16 protein-coding genes are annotated in these 20,003 nt (G+C 42.7%); 4 read left to right on the plus strand and 12 right to left on the minus strand.

Annotated elements, in window-relative coordinates:
• Positions 1–63: 63 nt before the first annotated feature.
• Genes E0409_RS00705 through E0409_RS00725 form a run of 5 tightly spaced genes read right to left on the minus strand, consistent with a single transcriptional unit; the run spans position 64 to position 8,898 of the window.
• A complete protein-coding gene (locus E0409_RS00705) occupies positions 64–1,653 on the minus strand; it encodes an ABC transporter ATP-binding protein (protein WP_131286595.1) in 1,590 nt (529 codons plus the stop codon).
• Positions 1,628–2,641: an ABC transporter permease gene (locus E0409_RS00710; RefSeq protein WP_131286597.1), complete on the minus strand. Its 1,014-nt coding sequence runs from the start codon at positions 2,639–2,641 to the stop codon at positions 1,628–1,630. The genes E0409_RS00705 and E0409_RS00710 overlap by 26 nt, the downstream gene beginning before the upstream one ends.
• Positions 2,641–3,705 (minus strand): microcin C ABC transporter permease YejB, encoded by a 1,065-nt coding sequence (locus tag E0409_RS00715; protein WP_131286599.1) that lies wholly within the window; start codon positions 3,703–3,705, stop codon positions 2,641–2,643. Before E0409_RS00715 ends, E0409_RS00710 begins: the two co-directional genes overlap by 1 nt.
• 31 nt (positions 3,706–3,736) lie before the next feature.
• Positions 3,737–5,575, minus strand: a complete 1,839-nt coding sequence (locus tag E0409_RS00720) for an extracellular solute-binding protein (RefSeq protein ID WP_131286601.1) — start codon at positions 5,573–5,575, stop codon at positions 3,737–3,739.
• 29 nt (positions 5,576–5,604) lie between these two features.
• Positions 5,605–8,898 (minus strand): LysM peptidoglycan-binding domain-containing protein, encoded by a 3,294-nt coding sequence (locus E0409_RS00725; protein ID WP_131286603.1) that lies wholly within the window; start codon positions 8,896–8,898, stop codon positions 5,605–5,607.
• 218 nt (positions 8,899–9,116) lie between these two features.
• Here E0409_RS00725 and dnaQ point away from each other — a divergent pair, with 218 nt between their 5' ends.
• The 3 genes from dnaQ (at position 9,117) to nudC (ending at position 13,072) form a co-directional block, all read left to right on the plus strand.
• Positions 9,117–10,529, plus strand: coding sequence for a DNA polymerase III subunit epsilon (dnaQ, locus tag E0409_RS00730; RefSeq protein WP_131286605.1), 1,413 nt, complete (start codon positions 9,117–9,119; stop codon positions 10,527–10,529).
• Between the two features lie 126 nt (positions 10,530–10,655).
• Positions 10,656–12,299 carry a chemotaxis protein gene (locus tag E0409_RS00735; protein WP_131286608.1) on the plus strand — a complete coding sequence of 548 codons (1,644 nt, stop codon included), beginning with the start codon at positions 10,656–10,658 and terminating at the stop codon, positions 12,297–12,299.
• On the plus strand, positions 12,299–13,072 hold the full coding sequence (gene nudC / locus E0409_RS00740; RefSeq protein WP_131286610.1) for an NAD(+) diphosphatase: 774 nt from the start codon (positions 12,299–12,301) through the stop codon (positions 13,070–13,072). The genes E0409_RS00735 and nudC overlap by 1 nt, the downstream gene beginning before the upstream one ends.
• Before the next feature lies 1 nt (position 13,073).
• Here the strand turns inward: nudC and E0409_RS00745 are convergent, their stop codons facing one another.
• From E0409_RS00745 to E0409_RS00760, 4 genes are all read right to left on the minus strand, one after another.
• Entirely contained in the window at positions 13,074–13,961 is an 888-nt protein-coding gene (locus E0409_RS00745; protein WP_131286612.1) for an alpha/beta hydrolase, read from the minus strand.
• A complete protein-coding gene (locus E0409_RS00750; RefSeq protein ID WP_131286614.1) occupies positions 13,951–14,634 on the minus strand; it encodes a BON domain-containing protein in 684 nt (227 codons plus the stop codon). Before E0409_RS00750 ends, E0409_RS00745 begins: the two co-directional genes overlap by 11 nt.
• A 65-nt stretch (positions 14,635–14,699) precedes the next feature.
• Positions 14,700–15,131, minus strand: a complete 432-nt coding sequence (locus tag E0409_RS00755) for a YraN family protein (RefSeq protein ID WP_252151754.1) — start codon at positions 15,129–15,131, stop codon at positions 14,700–14,702.
• Positions 15,131–16,066: a penicillin-binding protein activator gene (locus E0409_RS00760; protein WP_131286616.1), complete on the minus strand. Its 936-nt coding sequence runs from the start codon at positions 16,064–16,066 to the stop codon at positions 15,131–15,133. Before E0409_RS00760 ends, E0409_RS00755 begins: the two co-directional genes overlap by 1 nt.
• A gap of 12 nt (positions 16,067–16,078) precedes the next feature.
• Between E0409_RS00760 and rsmI the strand changes: the two genes are divergently transcribed.
• Entirely contained in the window at positions 16,079–16,918 is an 840-nt protein-coding gene (rsmI, locus tag E0409_RS00765) for a 16S rRNA (cytidine(1402)-2'-O)-methyltransferase (protein ID WP_131286618.1), read from the plus strand.
• Between the two features lie 81 nt (positions 16,919–16,999).
• On the opposite strand, the gene E0409_RS00770 is transcribed toward rsmI, so the two are convergent.
• The 3 genes from E0409_RS00770 to ubiH form a co-directional block, all read right to left on the minus strand.
• Positions 17,000–17,248 carry a hypothetical protein gene (locus tag E0409_RS00770; RefSeq protein ID WP_131286620.1) on the minus strand — a complete coding sequence of 83 codons (249 nt, stop codon included), beginning with the start codon at positions 17,246–17,248 and terminating at the stop codon, positions 17,000–17,002.
• 176 nt (positions 17,249–17,424) lie between these two features.
• Positions 17,425–18,669: an FAD-dependent monooxygenase gene (locus E0409_RS00775; protein WP_131286622.1), complete on the minus strand. Its 1,245-nt coding sequence runs from the start codon at positions 18,667–18,669 to the stop codon at positions 17,425–17,427.
• Positions 18,666–19,874 (minus strand): 2-octaprenyl-6-methoxyphenyl hydroxylase, encoded by a 1,209-nt coding sequence (gene ubiH / locus E0409_RS00780; RefSeq protein WP_131286624.1) that lies wholly within the window; start codon positions 19,872–19,874, stop codon positions 18,666–18,668. Before ubiH ends, E0409_RS00775 begins: the two co-directional genes overlap by 4 nt.
• Positions 19,875–20,003 lie beyond the last annotated feature (129 nt).

The following is a 20,003-nucleotide window of genomic DNA, read 5'->3' on the forward strand; positions in this document are numbered from 1 at the left end:
ATACCCTAAACTTATTCTGCAATCCGTCAATGACTATTCTGACAATATGACATGTCAGTAAATTTAAACGTACTGACTGGCTTCAATCAGTTGCCGGGTATATTCAGTTTGCGGATGTAAAAACAGCTGTTCAGTGCTTTGAAATTCCATCACCTGCGCACGACGTAACACCAGTACTTTCTGACACAGCGCTTTAACCACTTGCAGGTCATGGCTGATAAACAGATAACTGATCTGATGTTCTTGCTGCAAGCGTCTGAGCAATTTCACGATGGCACGCTGCGTGGTACGGTCCAGCGCCGAGGTCGGTTCATCCAGAATCAGCAGTTTTGGACGCAATACCAAGGCTCGTGCCAGGGCAACGCGCTGCCGCTGTCCACCGGAAAGTTCATGCGGATAACGGCTTCGAAAAGAAACCGGCAATTCCACTTTTTCCAGGGCTTCATCAATCCGCTGTGATATTTCAGTTGCGGAGAGTTTTTTTAAGCCTAATCCTTCGCCAATGGTTTGTTCAACATTCAAGCGTGGATTTAAACTGCTAAACGGGTCTTGAAACACAATCTGAAATTCGGCACGTAAAGGCCGTAACTGCTTTTCATTGCACCGGTTTAAATCTGTGCCAAGCAGAACAATTTCACCATCACTTTTAATCAAGCGGGTAATCGCCAAAGCCAGTGAGCTTTTGCCCGAACCACTTTCACCGACAATGCCAATGGATTCCCCTTGTATTAACTGTAAATCCAAAGGTTCTACTGCCACAAAGTAGTCTTTGACCCGATTTAACAATCCTTGCTTAATCGGAAATTTTACCGCGACCTTGTGTAAATCCAATAGATTGGGAGCTTCTGCAATTTGAATGGCTTCACCAAAATCATGATTCAGTAAATCTCGGGTATAGGCCTGTTTCGGATTTTTAAATATTTCCGCAACCCTGCCCTGTTCTTCCACCATGCCTTTGTTCATCACAATCACCTGATCGGCATAGCGACGTACCAGATTTAAGTCATGACTGATCAGAATCATCGCCATCTTGCGGCTTTGCTGTAATGATTTAAGCAGATGCAAGATTTGCGCCTGTAAAGTTACATCCAAAGCGGTGGTTGGCTCGTCAGCAATCAGAATGTCTGGATCCAAGGCTAATGCCATGGCAATCATCACCCGTTGACGCTGTCCACCGGAAAGCTCATGCGGATAACGGCGCAATTTATCTTCCGGGTCTGTAATGCCGACATCTTGCAGCAATTCGATAATGCGTGCCTGAGTCTTTTGCTTTGACCAGCCTTGCAGCAATAAAGTTTCACCGATGATTTTCTCCACCCGATGCAAGGGATTTAAAGCCGTCATCGGTTCCTGGAAAATCATGGAAATTTTATGGCCACGAATTTTTTGCAGCTGTTCAGATTTAAGTGACAACAGATCTTGCTGCCCGAGCCAAGCCTGACCCTTTATTTTTAAGGTGCTCGGTAAAAGCCCCAACACAGCCAGACTACTAATTGATTTACCCGAACCACTTTCACCGACAATGGCAATAGTTTCACCTGCATGCAGCTTAAAGTTCAGGTCATCCACCAAAACCTGTTGTTGATGCTGAATATTAAGATGTTCTACAGTTAATACCGCTTCTGGATTATTGGCGTCTTGGATCGAATGCATCACGGGTCGCCTCCCCAATATAAATCAATAAAGATAAAACAATGGCTAGAGTAAAGAAGCCAGAGAGTGCCAACCACGGTGAATTCAGGTTAGATTTGCCTTGTAATAATAATTCACCCAAAGACGCAGCATCCGGTGGTAAACCATAACCCAAGAAATCCAATGCAGTCAGGGCGGTGATATTGGCGGTTAACATAAACGGTAACTGCGACAAACTCGAACTCATCGCATTCGGCAAAATATGACGAAACATAATGGTTCGATCTTCCACACCCAAACTGCGTGCGGCCCGAACATAATCCAGATTGCGTGCCTTTAAAAATTCTGCGCGTACTAGACCCACCAAGGTGGTCCAACCGAATAACAGCATAATCAGAAACAGCCAGTACACATTCGGGGTAAACATGCTGACCAGAATCATCACCATGAAGAGCATCGGCAGACCACCCCACACTTCTAGAATCCGCTGACCCAGCAGATCAATCCATCCACCATAATAGCCCTGAATCGCCCCGACAGCGATTCCAAGAATGGCCGAAGCAAAGGTCAAGGCAAAGCCAAACAACAGCGACACACGTAAACCGTAAAGAATACGCGCCAATACATCACGCCCTTGGTCATCAGTCCCTAACCAGTTTTGGGAAGTCGGTGCTGAGGGTACTGGAACCTCCAGTTCCAGATTAGGTGTTTGGTAGGAATATTTAATCAGCGGCCAGACTGCCCAGCCTTTATCATTGATGAGTTGCTGTACTACAGGATCTTTATAATCGGCTTCGGTTTCAAAGACACCGCCAAAAGTGGTTTCCGGATAGGATTTTAAAACCGGCATATAAAGTGAATGATCGTATTTCACTAATAGCGGTTTATCGTTGGCAATCAATTCAGACGCCAGCGACAACACAAAAATGACAGTGAAAACAATTAAACAGGCAAAACCGAGCTTATTTTCCTGAAAGCGTTTCAGGCGTGCATGCATTAAAGGTGACATTATTCAGCACCTCGCGATTCAAAATTAATACGCGGGTCAATCACCTGATACAACACATCACTGATTAAACGCAGAATCAAACCCAGCAAGGTAAACAGGAACAAGGTTCCGAAAATCACGGGATAATCACGCTGTTGAATCGCTTCAAAACCGAGCAGCCCCAAACCATCCAGATTGAAGATGATTTCAATAAACAGGTTGCCGACAAAGAAAATTCCAATCAGGGCTTCAGGTAAGCCCGCAATTACAATCAACATGGCATTACGGAACACATGTCCGTATAACACCCGCGATTCGGTTAAGCCTTTAGAACGCGCCGCCAAGACATACTGCTTGTTTAATTCTTCCATAAAAGAATATTTGGTTAAATAGGTGAGGCTAGCAAAACCGCCAATCACCATCGCAAGTAAAGGCAAAGTCATATGCCAAAAATAATCTTTAATTTTCCCCAATACACTCAGTTCACTAAAGTTTTCTGAAACCAAGCCCTGTAGCGGGAACCACTGAAAATAGGATCCGCCAGCAAAGAACACAATCAGCAACACAGCAAAGACAAAAGAAGGCACCGCATAGCCAACAGCCAGCAACATGGAAGTAGATTTATCAAACAGCATGCCATGTTGGCGGGCTTTTTTAATGCCTAAGGGAATCGAGACCAGATAAATCAGCAAAGTGCTCCATAGTCCTAATGACAAGGACACCGGCATTTTTTCCCACAGCAGCTGGGTCACAGGCTTATCTTTAAAAAAACTGCTGCCAAAATCGAAAGTGACATAGCTTTTCAGCATTATCCAGAAGCGCTCAGTTGCAGGCTGATCAAAACCATATTGCGCTTTGATCTTCTCGACCATTTCTTCGCTCAAGCCTTTTGCACCCTGATAATTGCTTTTAGCCGTCGCGGTTTCACCGCCCGTCGCGCCCAAACCTTGAAAAGCTTCCGCTTGTTGAATGGCTTGCTCGACTGGGCCTCCGGGTGCAATTTGAATGACCACAAAGTTAATCAATAAAATGAAAAACAGTGTCGGAATAATCAGCAGCAGTCTTTTTAGTATATATATGCCCATCGAAACGACGTTCCTTGTGCCTTGCTATTGCTTATTGTTGACCTAAATAATGAGTGACTTTTTTGGCTTGTTCCGCGTCACTCCACCAGTAGTCAATTCCTGTTGAAAGTTTCGGTTTAACCTTGGGCTGATGATACATATTCCAATAGGCAAACCAGTTTTCACCTTTACCATAGGTCGGAATTTGATAATATCCAGCACGCAATAAACGATCCAGCACCTTGGTTCTGACCACCAATTGTTTACGATCAGGTGCACGGATGAGCTGCTGAATCACTTCATCAATCACCGGATTTTTGATGCCGGCATAATTATAATTTCCCGGCTGATCTGCCGAAGCACTGCCCCAGAACTGTGCCTGTTCGTTGCCCGGATTTAAAGACTGTGGCATCACATTGGTGGTCATGTCAAAGTCCTTGCTGCGCATGCGTTCAATGTACTGCGGCACGTCGACATGACGAATGGCCACATCGACACCCAGACGTTTCATATTACGTATAAATGGCATCAGCGTACGTTGCAAACCATCTTGATGAATCAGAAATTCAATCCGAATCGGCTTGCCTTTGGGATCAAGTAGGCGTCCATTCTGAAAGCTATAGCCTGCTTTGATGAGTAACTGGCGTGCAGTCATCAAATTATTGCGGTTAAAACCACTGGCATCGGAAACCGGATATTTCCAATCCTTCAAAACACCCTGACGTTGAATCGGATTTAATTGAGATAAATACGGTTTTAAAATCGTCAGTTCTGCACTGCTTGGAACACCTTTCGCTTCCAGTTCACTATTGGCAAAATAACTCTGTAATCGTCGATATTGTCCATAAAATAGCGCCTTGTTTTGCCATTCAAAATCGTATGCATAAGTGATGGCTTGGCGAAATTTGATGTCTTGAAAAGGTGTACGGCGGGTATTAAAGACAAAACTTTGTGTCGGAATGGGATTTTGATGCTTGAATCTGTATTTCACCACCATCCCTGTTTTTACTGCAGGAAAATGATATTCCGTGACCCATTTACGCGCAGTAAACTCTTCATGCAAGGTATATTGCCCTGACTTAAAACCTTCAAAAGCAATATCCAAACTGCGGTAATACACATACTTCAAACGATCAAAGTTATAACGTCCTTTATTGACCGGTAAATCTTTGCCCCAATAATTCGGGTTACGTTTATAAGTAATACTGCGACCGGCATCAATCCGATCAATCAGATACGGCCCTGAACCTAAAATCGGCTGCATGGTGACACGGGTAAAATCTTTGTTCTGCCAATCACGTTTTGAATAAATCGGCATTTGCGACAGTATCAGCGGCATTTCAGCATTATTGCCAGACTTGAAACTCATTTTTACCGCAGATCTGGATAACACTTCAGTTTTATCCAGATCCGCCAGATACATCTGCAAACCCGGATTAGACTTGGTCTGATAGGCATCAAAACTGAATTTCACATCTTCGGCAGTCACTGCCCTGCCATCACTAAAGCGTGCTTTAGGATTTAAATGGAAAATGACATATTTGGTTTGCTTGGGATCATAAGTCACTTTCTCCGCCAGCAAGGGATACATCACTCCCGGCTCATCCAGTGAATTCGACATCAGCGAGTCAAACAGATATTCCACGCCATCGGTTGAGCTGCCTTTGCCATTCATACTATTCAGGTTATCGAATGTGCCATTACTTGCGGTACTTAGATAACCACCTTTGGGAGCATTGGCATTTGCATAAGGCATGACGGCTAAGCCAGCGTATTTCGGCTGGCTATGGATTGCAATATAAGGCGTGGTCTGCACAGCAGCCCACAACCCTTGCGTCAAAAGACTAACCCCACAGGCAAAACTCAAGCGTTTTGCTAGAGCAAATGACATCTAAAATGACTCCCTGTCTTTGCCTATAATTATAAGTTCGGCACTTTAATCACATCGCCAATACGCAATTGAGTATTGGGTTGAATCGCGTTCATTTCCGCCAGTTTATCCGTATCCAGTCCATAACGGTTGGCCAAGCCAATCAAGGTATCACCGCGTTTGATCTTATACTCTGTGACTGTTTTAGGCACCATGATCTGCTGACCGACACGCAAACCTGCACGTGCATTTAGATCATTTAATGATGCCAGTTCAGCAACCGATACACCTGCCCGATTCGCAATCGCATTTAAAGACTCACCCGGTTTCACTGTATAGGTATCAGTACTTTTAGATGAAGATTTAGTTTTTAGCGGACTTGCAACGACAGGGCGAATACTGTTGGCTCTCGCTTCAATTTCAGGCGGCAAACCAATTTTTAGCTGCTGTCCGATACGTACAGTGCTGTTAGTCCTGATTTGATTGAGATCGGCCAAATACTGAAGCTGCAAGTAATACTGACGTGCAATCGAACTTAAAGTTTCACCCGATTTCACAACATGCACAGTTGGCTTCACACCTTTGACTGCTTTTTCAGTTTTGTCTATAACTATTTCATTTACAGACTGAACCGCAGGTGCAGCTTCACCACTGAGTTTTAAGCGCTGTCCAACACGCAAGCCTGTATTACGGTTAATGCCATTTATATTGGCAATATAATCCATGCCTAAATTATATTTAGCCGAAATAGCCGACAAGCTATCTCCGGATTGCACCGTATAACTTTCAGGAACAGTTGAACCTGCAGGAATTTTAATGGTCTGACCGACTTGCAAACCGCTGCTATTGGATAACTTATTGAGTTGAGCTAATTCCGTTAAAGAAATTTTCGACTGTGCCGCAATACTGGATAAGGTGTCACCCCGTTGAATACGATAGCTTTCAGTTTTATACGCGAGTTCTGAAACTTCTCTCACTGGAGTCGATTTTTCTTCCTGCTTAGTCTCTACTTTGCTTTCAACTTCATTTAATGGAACATTAATTTTTTGCCCCACCCTTAAGCTACTGCCCGCAGTTAAACCCGTGGTTAAATCTGCCAGCTCCTGATTAGATAAGGCATAACGGTCAGCAATCAATTTTAAATATTCGCCACGTTTGACCACATAGGACTTGGTTTTCACTTTAGCAGCTGGCGTCGTGTTATTAGCCTTCGTCTCGGCAGTATTGGAATTGCTTTGAGCCGTTTCTTTTAACGACAATTTTTGCCCCACACGCAAACCACTGCTGACTGATAAATTATTGTAATCTGCAAGTTGTTTAACTGACATGCCAAACTGGCTAGCGACGCCAGTCAAACTGTCATTGGCTTGAACCACATAGCTTTCAGGCTGTGTTTTTACCTTGCCTTGAGTAGATGTTTCTGTGCTTTGCGGTTTCGCATCGTAGAGATAAATACTAGTTCCCACATACAGTGGTGAATTTGGATCAATCTGATTCCACTTCGCCACATCACGCCAGTTCAAACCATTTTTCATCGCAATAACGGCTAAGGTATCTCCAGGAAGAACGGTATAGGTACTGCGTTTTCCTTTAGGTGCAACCACCACAATTTCTGAATCAGTCTTAACGTAGTTTTTACCTTGGTTACGTTTTGCCTCATCAGAATCAATTTTGGTATTTTCCGCTACCCCTTTAGGATAAGCAAAGCCTTTGGTCAACTCCTTGCCTTGTTGCTCTGCAACCGATTGACTGGTTTGAATCGCAGTGAGTTTAATTTTACCGTCAAATGGATCGGTAATTTCTGTGCCTTGCGGTGCAATGGCTTTAAGTTCTGCAACCACTATCTCTTGTTCAGCTTTGCTGGCTACAGGTTGTAGCACTTGCTCAACTGTTTTATTTGCACCTTCAGCTTTTACTGCAGCCAAAATTTGTTCACGTTCAGCCGCAGATAATGGTGGCTCAACGGTTACAGGTTTAACATTAGCCACTGGAGTAACCGCAACAGGAATACGTGGTGCACTTGGAATGTCGCTATTCGATGCAAACAATGCCAATGCTTCTGAACCTTGAGGCGTAGATATACGCCGTGTATTTGAGGATTGGGTTGTGGTCACAGGATTCGCAGCTTTAACTGCTGTAGCTGCAACGGGTTGAGCGGTTTTTGTAGTCGTTGTGGCTAATACTGGGGGTGCTTTTTTTACCGGATTAATCACTTGAGTATTGAGTTCAGGTGGATTAGATCTTTCTGGCGTAAAGGGTTGTGCAGTGCTGGCCCATAAACCACCAGAACTAGAAGATAATTTTTTTAGTCGTGCATCAATAGCAGGACTTAAATCCGCAGGAATAATAATCTTCATTGGGCTTTGACTATCCACCCAATCTCCACGATGTCCCGGATTTAATTGATATAGCTCGGCACGGCTTAAACCTGTAATAGAGGCAACTTCATTTAAATTTACTGTCCCTACAGGCACTTCTCTAAAGTGTGGACGGTTGGCAATAGGAGGTAAAGACACCCCATACGCACCCGGATTTTTAATAATTTGTGCAACCGCCAAGAAACGTGGCACATAGTTCATGGTTTCTTGTGGCAGTTTTAGGGACCAGTAATCGGTAGGCAAACCTGCTGCCTTATTGCGGTTAATCGCTTGCTGGATACGTCCCGGGCCTGCATTATATGCCGCCAAAGCCAGTTCCCATGAACCGAACTGATTGTACAACCCCCCTAAAAACTCATACGCTGCACGCGTCGATTCAACGACATCACGGCGACCATCATATAAACTGGTTTGTTTCAGGCCATAAATACGGCCAGTACTTGGAATGAATTGCCACATGCCTGCTGCTGCTGCACTACTGGTTGCTGCAGGGTCATACGAACTTTCAATAATTGGCAATAAAGCCAGTTCAGTCGGCAAGCCACGACGCTCTGCTTCTTTCACCGTATGATAAAGATAACGTGAAGCACGTGCACTCAAACGGTCTAAATACGGTTGACGTGAAATAAACCAGCCACGCTGTGCTTCAATACGCGAGTCCCAATGGGTTTGATCCATTTTAAAACCCACGGTCATGCGCTTCCAAACATCACCGTGTTTTAAAATGAGCAGACGATCCCCTTCTACCGCACGCATATCTGTTGCAGAGAGTAAATCTTCCAAAGAGTCCAGGCTGTCGGCATCCAGATATGCAGAACCCACCAGTTTCGATTTTGATCCTTGCGTTGCACTTTGGCTCGAGGAACAACCCGTCAGACCTAGCGCAGCTAAAGCTGAACCCAATACTGTAATTTTAAAAAAATTGGGTAATAAAGGCTGCCACAAAATCGCGGTTGGTTTATACATAAAAAAATCCAGACAACTCGTATAAAATTTATTTTTTAGATATGCCATTGTAGTGAAGCATGTCTTAGACACAAGGCAATAATTTAGCGCGATTTCACTATAAATGTTACAAGAAATTAAAAAATAAGCATGTTATACAGTTCAAATGTGCAATTGCGTTATACAATATGCCATTCACACGGTTCAATTTGACTTTCACTCGTTCGGATTTGGTTTATATGACTCAAACAATCACACTCTATGTCGATGGCGCTTGCCGCGGCAATCCAGGTTTAGGCGGTTGGGGTGCATATGTCATTACTGAAACTGAAGAGCATAAGCTGTTTGGCGGTGTGCCGGAAACTACCAATAACCGCATGGAACTCACTGCGGCCATTGAAGGGATTAAATCCTGCCCGACCGATGCCAAACTGATTATCTGGACAGATTCCAATTACGTGAAACAAGGCATTACCGAGTGGATTCATGGCTGGAAAAAGAAAAACTGGAAAGATGTTAAAAATCCAGACCTGTGGAAACTGCTGGATGCAACCTGCCAAGGTCGTGAAATTGAATGGAACTGGATTAGAGGTCATTCTGGACATCCAGGCAATGAAATGGCAGATCAACTTGCCAACCTGGGTGCAGACCAAACCTTAGCCAACATGAAAAATCCATCATCAAAAGCCGAAAACCCATTAGAAGAAGCTGTGGTTTTAGATAAAAAAAAAGTGGAAAAGGATTGGTTGCTAGATGATCCTTTTGGTTTCGATTTAATGGAATCTGATGCACAGGATGACACGGAAGCTTTAGAGAATTTAGCGCAAGAAATGATTCAGTCTGAAGAGATCAATGACGAAGCTGAAGTTCAAGACGAAATTGTAGAAAGTGTTGCGCCTGATCTATTAAATGTAGAGCATCCCCATATTGTGATTACACCACGAACCAAGCAGGTTCATGGTCCGCGCCAACTGATTCTGGATACCGAAACCACTGGTTTCTATTTCCAGGACACTGACCGGATTATCGAAGTTGGTGCGATTGAAATGGTCAACCGTAAACTGACCGGTAGCTCCATTCACATTTATATCAATCCGAAAAAACCGGTCGGTGATTCTGAAAATATTCATGGTATTTCAGATGATTTCTTAAAAGACAAACCGGTGTATGCAGAAATTGCTGATGTCCTTTTTGAGTATTTAAAAGGTGCAGAAATTATTGCGCATAACGCCACCTTCGACATGAACTTCTTAAACATGGAGTTCAAACGTGCGGGCTTTGTGGCTTTATCCGATGTGTGTGAAGTTACCGACACCTTGGCCATGGCGAAAAGCAAACATCCAGGGCAGAAAAACTCCCTTGATGCTTTGGTGCGCCGTTATGAAATCCCGCAACGAGACCGTACTTTCCATGGTGCATTACTCGATGCTGAAATTCTGGCAGATGTCTATTTAGCCATGACCGGTGGTCAAGTTTCCTTCGACATGGATACCTTGACCGAGAGTGAGCAACAAGAGGCACAGACTGCACGTCTAAGTGTACAAATCGAACTTCCCGTCATCTTGCCTTCAGAGCATGAACTTGAAGCACATGAGACATGGGTCAAAGAATTTGAAGAAAAACATGGCACAGCTTGTCTTTTTGCAAAATAAAATCTACATTTCTAGTGGTTTTTTGTATTTAAACATTTAACAGTTAAGTTATAGTTGAATGTAAAGAAGTTTCGCCTTTAACGGGCTGCTCATAAACAGATAAAACACTAGGAAAGGTGCAGATACATGTCTTACCAAACCTCTATTCATTTTGACCCAACTGCATTGCTGATAATAAAAAATGAGGTTGATAACTCAATTAAACTAGTCGAATCAGCGGTTAGCAGCTTAGCAGAAGATCAAACTTTACCTTTTGGTATTGATGATGCACTGAATCAATTTGAGCAATGTGCCCAGGTACTGGCGCTGATTGATATGCCCACCTTGGCTAAAATCGCTCAATATTCTGCTGAGTTAATGCGCAAAATCATGGGGAATCCTGCGCAAATTAACACCCAAGAAGTGATCGCCTTAAGCGAAGGCACCACCATGATGAAGCGCTATATCGAATTCATTTGCTTGCGTGAAGTTAAAATCCCACAATTCTTGCTCGATACACTCAATCGTCTGGAAATTGTATTGGGTAAACCTGTTACTCATGAAGGTCAACATATTGAGTCTTTACTTGACTCTATCACTCCTGATTTCCAGCTTCCTAAAGCCCCCAGCTTAGAGAAATCTAAATATGTGCATCGCTTGTATAAATTGTCTTTAAACAAGCTGATTAAACAGGAAGAAACCGAATTTGATTTACAAGCCATCAAATTGGTTGGTGCATATTTAGCCGGTCTTGCCGAAAATACCCCAAGTAAGCAATATTGGAATTTGGTGCATGTCGCATTTGAGCAGATTGATCACTTGCTTCTAAATGACCCGCGTTTGCGTACCTTGGTCAGCATTGAACGCAATATGGCGCAGTACTTCAACACCCCTGATCGTTTCAAGCCAAGCTTGGCCGATTTAGCCAATATTTTAAGTTTGTGTATTAGCCAAGAAGATCAGACTGCCGAGCATATCCGCAGCCAGCTTAATCTGGGTGAAGACCATCTGACTGATACACAATTACAAGTATTCAGCCGTCATCTTTATGGTCCCGATTTTGATACCATGCATACGATTAGCGAACTTGTGACCACTGAAATGACACAAATTCGTAACGACATCGAATACAACTATCAAAATATGACCCCGGAAAAAACACGAGAGTTACAAGATAAATTAAGCAGTCTTGCTAATATTTTCAAAGTGCTCAATCTGAATGAAGCCTTTAATGACTTATCACGCCAAGCAAGTTTGCTCAACAGTGCTGAAGTGCTGAAAGATGAAGGTTTTGCACAACAATTGATGAATTGCATTCTCTCTGCAATGAATTCAATTGGCGTACTGGAACGTCATCACACCTCCAGCCGTTTACAGCTTCGTGTGCACAACATGAATATCTCTTTAGACCGTTTAGACGAAGCACATGCTGCTTTGCTCAATGAAGCTAAAGCGGTGATTGAGCTTGCTAGCCAAACCCTAATGCAGTATTTACAAGACAGCAATTTGGCAACTGTAGAAAATCTGCCGACCCAATTGCGTGAAATTGGGGGTGCACTCTTGTTCTTAAATGCTGAAGCTGGTCAAACCGCGTTAAAAACAGCAGCAGACTTTATTCAGCAGCAAATTGAAAGTTCAACAGTGATTAATGCTGAACAAATCAATCACACCCTCGATACTTTAGCCAGTGCCGATATGATGATTGACAATTTAAAATACAAACAACCTGTATTGCAGTCGATGTTTAATGTAGCATTGCAAAGTAGCGAAAAACTGAAAACTGTTGCCTAATGTCTGAATTATCACTTGCTTATATCTTTCATCAACATCAACTGTTAGTGGATGAAAATTTTCAACTTCCTCAAGTAGAACGTTTGGCAAGTGATCTTCACTTCAACACGGGGGATCAAGTGATTGCCCGTGATCTTCTCGAACACGAGCCTATTCCTCAAGGCTTACAATTGGTTCCTATCCGTCAGTTATTGACGCTTTGGGATACAAGACAATTCGAACAGGCCAGTCGCGCAATTCAACTTTTAGAATGGCGGCGAAACCATAAATTCTGTAGTCACTGTGGGCATCTAACAGAAGCACATCCAACTGAATATGCCATGATTTGCCCTGCTTGCCATTATCACCAATATCCGCGAGTACAACCTTGCGTGATTACGGTCATTACCCGTGGTGATGATGAAATTTTGCTGGCTAAAAATGCAAAAAACAAAAGCAATATGTATGGACTGATTGCCGGTTTTGTCGAAGTTGGAGAAACCTTAGAAGAAGCAGTACGCCGTGAAACTTTTGAGGAAATCGGATTAAAAGTAAAAAATGTCCAGTATCTTGCCAGCCAACCCTGGCCTTTTCCAAGCAATTTAATGCTCGCTTTCCGCGCTGAATATGCTTCTGGAGAGATAAAACTTCAAGAAGAAGAAATTAGCGATGCGCAATTTTTTAAATTGGATCAACTGCCCGAAATTCCGTTTAAAGGCAGCATTGCTTACGCCATGATTAAACACATTACCGAAGGTCATCCTGTTGCAGATGACACCCGTGAATGGTTATAAACTAGGGTTTTAGGGCTTCATCTAAAGCCGCTAAAATTTGTTTCTTGGTCTGAAAATAGCGACTAAACAAACTCGAAACCGATCCCATAATGGAAACATGCCCTGTCCCCGGGATGGTAATAATTTGGCTATGATTGCCCTTTTCCTGCAAAATACGATGCAAATCAGTTGAATTATTATGACCTACCACTTGATCATTCGATGCCAAAAACAGGTAATGCTTCACCGTGTTTGATTCAATAAAATAATAAGGCATCACCTGTTGAAAAGGTACACTCTGATCAAACGCCTCGGCGCATAGTGGATCATCTTTATAATCAAAATGATAAGGTCCAGACAATCCAATAATCGCTTGAATTTGGGCACGGCAGTGCAAGGTATACGGCTTCGGATGATATAGTGCCGACATGACATTGAATGCACCGGCCGAATGCCCCATCAACACCAGTTTTTCAGTGCGTATATTCAGTTTGGATTGATGCTGGGTCAGATAGTTTAATGCCAGACTCAGATCGTCAATATAACTGGGGAATACATGTTCGGGTGCCAAATGATAATTGATCACTGCAACATCATAACCTTCTTTCGCAAAGGCTTCACCGACAAAGCGATAATCTTTTTTATCTCCATGTAACCACGCCCCGCCATGTACAAATACAATTAAGGGACGTTGTTCACGTGGTGCTTCAGCAGTAAAAATATCTAAGCGTTGTCGTGCTCTTAAGCCATAAGCAATGTTTTCAACGACCGAATAACCTTTTTTAGGGGTTAAACGATTCAGTGCATAACTACCAAAATCGTAAAGGCGAAAATCCTTGTAAAACATTTTCACCAATGCGACATTTTGTTCCAGTTTCTTTTTAACCACTTCAGTTACATTATTGAGCATTCGTAGGTTCAGCTTGGTCAGGATCAATGGCTATAGGTGTTTGTTCAATCGGTTGTGCAGACACCATAGGACTGCTAAAACTTGAAGTCACTGCACGTGATTGCTCAACATTATCAATCAGAGTAATAATTTTAGTCACATTCCCCACTTGCTCAAGCACCTGATTCAGATCCGTGATCTCGGCACTATTTAAACGCCCCATCACATATAAAATGCCATCTTCAGTATGAATGCGGACTTTACTATCGGATACCACGACGGCTTTCATAATCAGTCCACGCGTGTTGGCGGTGACCGTGGTGTCTTGCATAATGGTAGCATAACCAATTTGGTTGCCCACTTTAATATAATTATGTACCGTTTTGACATCGCTCATGGCACGTACATTATCTTCAGCCAATTGCTTTAAATGGGCATCTGGCACTTGACCAGTCAACAAAACATTGCCATGAAAACTTTCAATATTCACACGAGATTGTTTAAATCGTGCATCTAATTTATATAAATTAATTTTAGCGGTACGTTCTATAGAAGAGTCAATAAACACCTGTCCAAGTGAACGGGCACCACTCTCTGTTCCGACTGGGGCTGTTCCTGTGCCACCAGAGATGAAACTTGCACAACCAGATAAACTTGCTACACACAGTAACGTCATTGCAATACGGTTAAACACTCAGCAAGACTCCTAATCGTTAATTTCAATTCTATTTTATTTCAGTATTTACGCTCTGATTTTGTTCAAAGATTAATAAACTCTTGATCAAAAGTAAAAGCATTTTCAATCCATTGTTGATCATAAGTGAATTTGGAAAAATCTTGCTGTATTGTTTTTGCAAATTGTTGAAAAAAATCAAAACAAAACACATCAAAACGACAATAAAACTGTTGGAATTGTGGATGAGTATTTAAAAAGTATAAGGCAGATTTCATAATCTTCTTTTGTTTAGAGGGTGAAATTGTTTCACATGATTGTGCATATTGAGTCGCAGAGCGTGCTTTCACCTCCACAAATATCAATTCCTGATCCTTTTGCACAATCAGATCGATTTCCCCATATCGACAATGATAATTCGTGACAATGAGCGCAAAACCTTGAGCTTGTAAAAGTGCTAAGGCCTGTTGTTCCGCCCATTGTCCTAAATTTAAATGAGCTTGCATATTCGTTGCCATTACAAGGTCTTAATGCCTTTTCTGGTATTTTCATAGCACTGTGGAATACGCTGAATTTGATTATTGCTGATTTTAATCAACCCTGTACGCCCCTCAAACTCCATACTTTTTAAATTCGGTTCATCTAAATATTGTTGAGCAAGATGCCAGGTATCACTGCCAAAGGCCAATAGTCGTTGATACGGCATGGAAACAGGATGGTGTTGATAGGCTTTAATTACATCTGACCATCCCGGATCATATAAAGCGGGCGCATCACAAAACCTCGCACCTTTGGGAATCGGTTGATGCTGTTCAATGGCATTCGCCAATACATAGAGATTTTTATTCGGCAGCTTAGCCAGAGTATTGAGCCATTCATTATTTCCGAGCAGTAATAAACTGCTTTGCTTATTCAACTTCTTCGGTATTTCCTCGACAACAGTTAAGGGATAATCAATTTGTGAAACTAAAGACATAAGAAAAAGTTCACTGTCAACTTCTGTTCCCGGTTGGCGAAAAACATAAAATTGCTTAATTTTATCTTTCTGCAATATCTGATTCAGCGCATAAGCATCATCTTTCTTGGATAGACTGAATTGCCAGACATTATCCGATTGATCAGTGACTTCATTTAAAGCCAAAACACGGACTTTGGGTTTGCTCTTGCTTAACCCTTCCACCTCATTGCGTGCTAAAGGCCCAATCACCATTTGAGTTTTTTTATTCACGTTATTTTTTAACAGCTGGACAATTTGTTTTTGATCCGAGTTTACAAATTTAATCGGAGTTTTCTGACCTGATGCTTGATAAGCACTCATAAAACCCTGTTTGACACTCAATCCGGCTCGCGCCATAGGACCCGATTCAGGTAAAATGACCAATACTTCGGCTTGTGCGTGGTTAAAAATGCAATACAGCATGAAGCCTATTAAATTATTTTTATTATTCAACATTGGAGAAACCTTATGAGTGCTCAGTTATTTGTTGTAGCGACCCCAATTGGGCACTTAGATGACATCACTTATCGTGCAATTCATGTTTTGAAGTCTGTAAGTATTATCGCGGCGGAAGATACGCGTACTTCCGCTCAATTATTAAAGCACCATAATATATCAACTCCACTGACTGCGTGTCATGAGCATAATGAAAGTAACAAAATTGATATATTGATCCAAAGATTGCTGAATGGCGAAGACATGGCCTTGATTAGTGATGCAGGTACACCGCTGATTAGTGACCCGGGTTTTAAACTGGTTCGTGCCGCGCAAGAGCATAATATTCGCGTGGTTCCTGTACCAGGTGCTTGTGCTGCGATTGCCGCACTCAGCTCTGTCGGTTTGCCGAGCGACCGTTTTAGTTTTCAAGGCTTTTTGCCTTCGCGTCAATCTCAGCGTCGAATTCAGTTAGAAAAATTAAAAGATGAAACTCAAACTTTAATTTTTTATGAAGCTCCGCATCGTATTTTAGAGTCAGTGAAAGATATGGCTGATATTTTTGGTGCAGAGCGTCCTGTTGGTTTTGCCCGTGAAATCACGAAAACTTTTGAAACCATCAAAAAAATGACTTTGGCAGAATTAATTCAATTGATTGAATCTGACCATAACCAGCAAAAAGGCGAAATTGTTTTAGTCATTGGTGGTGCAACGGTAGAAAAGGATTTAGATCAAGAAAAACTGGATCAATTATTGACGCGTCTATTGCAAGATCTATCGGTAAAAGCTGCTTCACAATTGGCAGCCGATTTGACAGGCATCAAAAAGAAAGTGGCGTATCAACGTGCTTTGGAACTTACCAATCAAGATTAAAAATGAGCCAGTAAAAACTAAAAAAGCATCACGTCTGTGATGCTTTTTTATATCCCTTACAAAAACCAAGCAAAGAACTAATTAATCTTTTGCAGATTCATCCGCAGGGACTTCAGTAATGCGACCACCACGTGCAAGGAACGCAGCAACTTCATCTTCCAAGGCTTGACGCTGTTTAAGTTTAGCAGTCACGGTTAAAGTTTCTGCTTCAGCCACATCGCCATCAGTTAGCGTAGGTTCACTGTCAGATGCCCCTTTTTCAGCAGCCTTCGCTTCATCCTCATCTACTGCAGTTTCTTCTGCTTCATCGTAGTCATTCATATCTGTCATCTCTCTTTCTCCCCACAAATGACTTCCATAGTTCCAATGTGAATTGGTTTTGAATTAGGAAGAAATTTAGCAATCTCTGATCGTTTCGCATAGAGTCAAATACAAAAAAATCGTATCTTTTTTAGTCAAAAAAGTAAACTTATATGAATATTTGTACAAAAAGCAGCTCTTCAGTCTCAAACTGCATAACAGGTATCTTTTAAGACCTGTAATCCATTGGCTTGAGACATAAAGGCATCTTTTAAGGCTGCATGTTGCTCCACCTGTTTTAAGCCGAAATTTCGCGCCCAAACTACAGGGAAAAGTTGTGTGGTTTCCATCCAGCCAATCGCAGACATACTATGCATCATGGCATCATTTTGTCCTTTGCGACGGTGTTCATAGCGCTGCAAAGTTTGTTCATGTGCCCATACGCCACGCTTTTTGTCATGCAGTAATGCATCACATAAAATGGCAGCATCCAGACAACCAATATTGACCCCTTGCCCAGCGAGCGGATGAATCACATGCGCGGCATCGCCAATCAGGGCTAAGCCGGCTTTCACATATTGCTGTGCCGCACGTGCTTTAAGCGGAAATTGCGCCCGTGGTGTTGCCTCTAATACTTCACCCAGCATGTGATGACTTTCACGAGTTAAAAGTGCAGTAAAATCGGCATCATCAAGAGCGGCATATTCTTCGGCATAATCGTCAGGCAATGTCCACACAATCGATTGCCAATAGCCGTCTTGTTCCGGCTTTAAACTGGCCATAGGTAAAAATGCCAATGGTCCGGTTTCAAGAAAAATCTGACGTGCCACATGTTGATGTGGCTGTGCAGTTCGAATGGCGCAAGTTAAACCGGCTTGTTTATAATCGAGGATATCCAGGTCAATAAAAGCTTGTTCACGGACAAATGAATTTGCGCCATCAGCACCAATTACCAGTTTGGTTTTAAGCTCTATACCATCTGCCAAGTGAATATGCCAGACGCCCACACCTTGTTCTACGCGTATGACTTTGACTTGAGTACGGTAATCTTGCAGCTGCTCCAGCATTTTTTGCTGAATGGCTAAATTCAAAACACTCGGCTCCACCATCGAACCTAAAGTCTGTTCAGCACTGGGAGTATTTTGACTCGCTTGTCCAAAATTGATCTCACCATAACCATTTTTATTCCACACCTGCATGCCGCTATAAGGCATCTGACGGGCAAGCTTTTCCCAAACACCCACTGTTTTGAGCAAATGGATGGTGGCTTGGCTAAGTGCTAAAACACGTGGGTTGGCTACGCCTAGCACTTTGGATTCATCCAAGATGGGTGCAGCATCCAAAACAGTCGCTTGAACTCCACCTTGCGCAAGCAACAATGCGGTTAAACCACCGACTAAACCACCACCGATAATGATGACATCTAGCACATCTGACTGATTTAAACTCATGCTTTTAGCCCCATTGCGTAATTTGCCACCAATGGTTTAATGCCCGGAATAGTATCAAAAGCCAGTAATCCGGTATTGCGGATCAGTTTGAGCACCGGGTTTTGGTTACTAAAGCCACGTACCACAGTGTCACAGAACTTGATCACACGCTGTTGATCGGTCAAGCGTGCCTGCTCATAAGCAAGCAACATGCTTGGCTCGCCAATATCTTCTGATTTGGATAATTGCTCTGTCAGAGAACGCACCAATACATACGCATCACGCATGCATAGATTAAAACCCTGCCCTGCAACCGGGTGGATCGTATGTGCCGCATTACCCATCAATACCACACGCCCTACTGCCTGTTTTTCGGCAAGTACTTGTGACAATGGGAAACTAAAACGGCGACCAGTTTTTTGGAACTTGCCTGCTCGATCACCATAGGTTTCTTGTAAGGCATCTAGGAAATGCTGATCATTTTCTTCACCTAACCATTCACCTTCAGTTCCTTTTTTCACTGGCCAAACCACGGAACGGCGGTATTCGCCCGGCAACGGTAACAGTGCTAAAGGCCCAAGCGGACTAAAACGCTCAAAACCGACATGGTTGTGTGGTTTTGAGGTTTGCACTGTGGTGACAATCGCGACTTGATCATAATCATGTTCATCTGCACCAATGCCCAAAGCTTTACGGCAGAATGAATCACGACCATCAGCAGCGATCACCAGTTTGGATTGTAAAGATAAGATTTCTTCACTGCGTACAGCTTCAATATGAGCTTGATCAGCATCTTGCGTTAGTGAAGTGACTTGTACACCATCAATCAACTCAATAAGCGGCTGTTTTCTAACTTCCGTGAGAAGTACACGGCCGAGCCAGGCATTTTCAATCACCTGTCCAAAGCTTTCGACTTTTTCTTGTTCTGCTTTTAGTCGTGCCTTACCAAAGCTGCCTTGCTCTGTAATATGTACCTCAAGAATTGGCGTTGCATGTTCTTGTAAGGCATTCCACAAACCGAGTTCTTGATAAATCTGTACCGTGCGACGAGACAAGGCGCTATTTCGTGCATCAAAACTGGAGTGATAAGGTGCAAGATTGGCATCATCATAATTTGGATATTTTATAGCTTCGAGCAGCTTCACCCCAATGTTTGCCTTAGCTAACATTAAGGCTAAACTTAGCCCGACCATACCACCGCCTACGATGATCACTTCTTGCTGCATGCTTTGATCCTTTTATGTCGTATCTACAAGGTTTAGATACTTATAATCATGATGGATTTTATATTACATCAAAGATTTTCATTTTTATAATGAATTAGCGCTTCGCTTGCGGGTGAAATTAAAGTGTGG

The organism is Acinetobacter sp. ANC 4862 (genome assembly GCF_004336635.1).
Classification (GTDB): Bacteria; Pseudomonadota; Gammaproteobacteria; order Pseudomonadales; family Moraxellaceae; genus Acinetobacter.

Bases quoted from the DNA above. Each gene is read 5' to 3' on its own strand.
- rsmI (WP_131286618.1), top strand. From the start codon at position 16,079: ATGAGTGCTCAGTTATTTGTTGTAGCGACCCCAATTGGGCACTTAGAT.
- nudC (WP_131286610.1), top strand. From the start codon at position 12,299: ATGTCTGAATTATCACTTGCTTATATCTTTCATCAACATCAACTGTTA.
- E0409_RS00775 (WP_131286622.1), bottom strand. From the start codon at position 18,669: ATGAGTTTAAATCAGTCAGATGTGCTAGATGTCATCATTATCGGTGGT.
- dnaQ (WP_131286605.1), top strand. From the start codon at position 9,117: ATGACTCAAACAATCACACTCTATGTCGATGGCGCTTGCCGCGGCAAT.
- E0409_RS00755 (WP_252151754.1), bottom strand. From the start codon at position 15,131: ATGGCAACGAATATGCAAGCTCATTTAAATTTAGGACAATGGGCGGAA.
- E0409_RS00720 (WP_131286601.1), bottom strand. From the start codon at position 5,575: ATGTCATTTGCTCTAGCAAAACGCTTGAGTTTTGCCTGTGGGGTTAGT.
- ubiH (WP_131286624.1), bottom strand. From the start codon at position 19,874: ATGCAGCAAGAAGTGATCATCGTAGGCGGTGGTATGGTCGGGCTAAGT.
- E0409_RS00705 (WP_131286595.1), bottom strand. From the start codon at position 1,653: ATGCATTCGATCCAAGACGCCAATAATCCAGAAGCGGTATTAACTGTA.
- E0409_RS00760 (WP_131286616.1), bottom strand. From the start codon at position 16,066: ATGTTGAATAATAAAAATAATTTAATAGGCTTCATGCTGTATTGCATT.
- E0409_RS00770 (WP_131286620.1), bottom strand. From the start codon at position 17,248: ATGACAGATATGAATGACTACGATGAAGCAGAAGAAACTGCAGTAGAT.
- E0409_RS00725 (WP_131286603.1), bottom strand. From the start codon at position 8,898: ATGTATAAACCAACCGCGATTTTGTGGCAGCCTTTATTACCCAATTTT.
- E0409_RS00735 (WP_131286608.1), top strand. From the start codon at position 10,656: ATGTCTTACCAAACCTCTATTCATTTTGACCCAACTGCATTGCTGATA.
- E0409_RS00710 (WP_131286597.1), bottom strand. From the start codon at position 2,641: ATGTCACCTTTAATGCATGCACGCCTGAAACGCTTTCAGGAAAATAAG.
- E0409_RS00745 (WP_131286612.1), bottom strand. From the start codon at position 13,961: ATGCTCAATAATGTAACTGAAGTGGTTAAAAAGAAACTGGAACAAAAT.
- E0409_RS00715 (WP_131286599.1), bottom strand. From the start codon at position 3,705: ATGGGCATATATATACTAAAAAGACTGCTGCTGATTATTCCGACACTG.